The organism is Rahnella sp. P4_A8 (genome assembly GCF_056402435.1).
The window spans coordinates 1-1,525 of sequence record NZ_JBFUHK010000221.1 but is presented as its reverse complement, the minus strand read 5'-3'; the positions used below and the strand labels follow the sequence as shown (position 1 = coordinate 1,525).

The following is a 1,525-nucleotide window of genomic DNA, read 5'->3' as shown; positions in this document are numbered from 1 at the left end:
CGAATACTCAGTTCGAAGATTTGGCGCTGCGTTTTATGGATATCCGTAAACGTATCTACAAATTCCCGAAAATGGGCGTAAAAGCGAAAATGATCGCCGTCACGACCACTTCCGGTACTGGTTCAGAAGTTACACCATTTGCCGTTGTTACTGACGATGCGACTGGCCAGAAATACCCACTGGCTGACTATGCTCTGACACCTGACATGGCTATCGTTGACGCCAATCTTGTCATGAACATGCCGAAATCACTGTGTGCCTTCGGTGGTCTGGATGCCGTCACTCACGCACTGGAAGCTTATGTTTCTGTACTGGCGAACGAATACTCCGACGGTCAGGCTCTGCAGGCACTGAAACTGCTGAAAGAAAACCTGCCAGCCAGCTACAAAGATGGCGCTAAAAACCCGGTTGCCCGTGAACGTGTTCACAATGCGGCGACTATCGCGGGTATCGCGTTTGCTAACGCCTTCCTTGGGGTTTGTCACTCAATGGCCCACAAACTGGGTTCAGAGTTCCACATTCCGCACGGTCTGGCTAACGCCATGCTGATTTCAAACGTTATCCGTTATAACGCCAACGATAACCCAACGAAACAGACGGCTTTCAGTCAGTATGACCGTCCGCAAGCGCGTCGTCGTTACGCAGAAATTGCAGACCATTTAGGTCTGGGCGCTCCTGGTGACCGTACTGCGCAGAAAATCCAGAAACTGCTGACCTGGTTAGATGAAATCAAAGCGGAACTGGGTATCCCAACCTCTATTCGTGAAGCTGGTGTTCAGGAAGCTGACTTCCTGGCTAAAGTAGACAAACTGTCTGAAGATGCGTTTGATGACCAGTGTACCGGTGCTAACCCACGTTACCCGCTGATCGCCGAATTGAAACAGATTCTGATGGATACTTACTACGGCCGTGAATACAGTGAAGACGTAGCAGAAGAAGTTGCTGCTCCTGCGCCAAAAGCTGAAAAGAAAACCAGCAAAAAATAATCTGCTGAGATACTCATAGTAAAAAACCCGCTGAAAGGCGGGTTTTTTTATGGTCCGAATTCGCGATTTATCATTCAACTCTGGCTCATCGAACTTAGTCAGCGCTCATGACTTAGAGAGTCTTACTTTCATCCCTGCCATCAAACGCAGCCATCGCTTCTTTGTAATGCTTACGGCAGACCGAAACATAACTTTCATCACCGCCAATAACGACCTGTGCGCCATCATGTAAGGCGTTACCGTTCTCATCCAGTCTCAGGTTGCGGTTGGCTTTGCGACCACAATGGCAGATGGTTTTAAGCTCAACCAGTTTATCCGCCCAGGCCAGCAGATATTCACTGCCCTCAAAAAGTTCTCCACGAAAATCCGTTCTCAGACCATAGCAAAGTACAGGCACATCCAGATCGTCCACAACGTCCGTCAGCTGCGATACCTGAGCTTTGGTGAGAAACTGGCACTCATCAATCAGAACGCAACTCAAACGCTGTGTGCGGTTCTCCTGAGCCACCAGATTGAAGAGTTCTGTCTCTGTGTTGTAA

Annotated in this window: 2 protein-coding genes; one reads left to right on the top strand and one right to left on the bottom strand. The window is 49.0% G+C overall.

Annotation, left to right across the window (positions count from 1 at the left end):
• On the top strand, positions 1–986 hold a 986-nt coding region (locus tag AC1DUO_RS24890), incomplete at its 5' end, for an iron-containing alcohol dehydrogenase (RefSeq protein WP_477989336.1).
• A gap of 112 nt (positions 987–1,098) precedes the next feature.
• Here AC1DUO_RS24890 and AC1DUO_RS24885 read toward each other — a convergent pair.
• Positions 1,099–1,525, bottom strand: a 427-nt coding sequence (locus AC1DUO_RS24885) for a thymidine kinase (RefSeq protein ID WP_477989331.1), incomplete at its 5' end; no start/stop codon positions are given.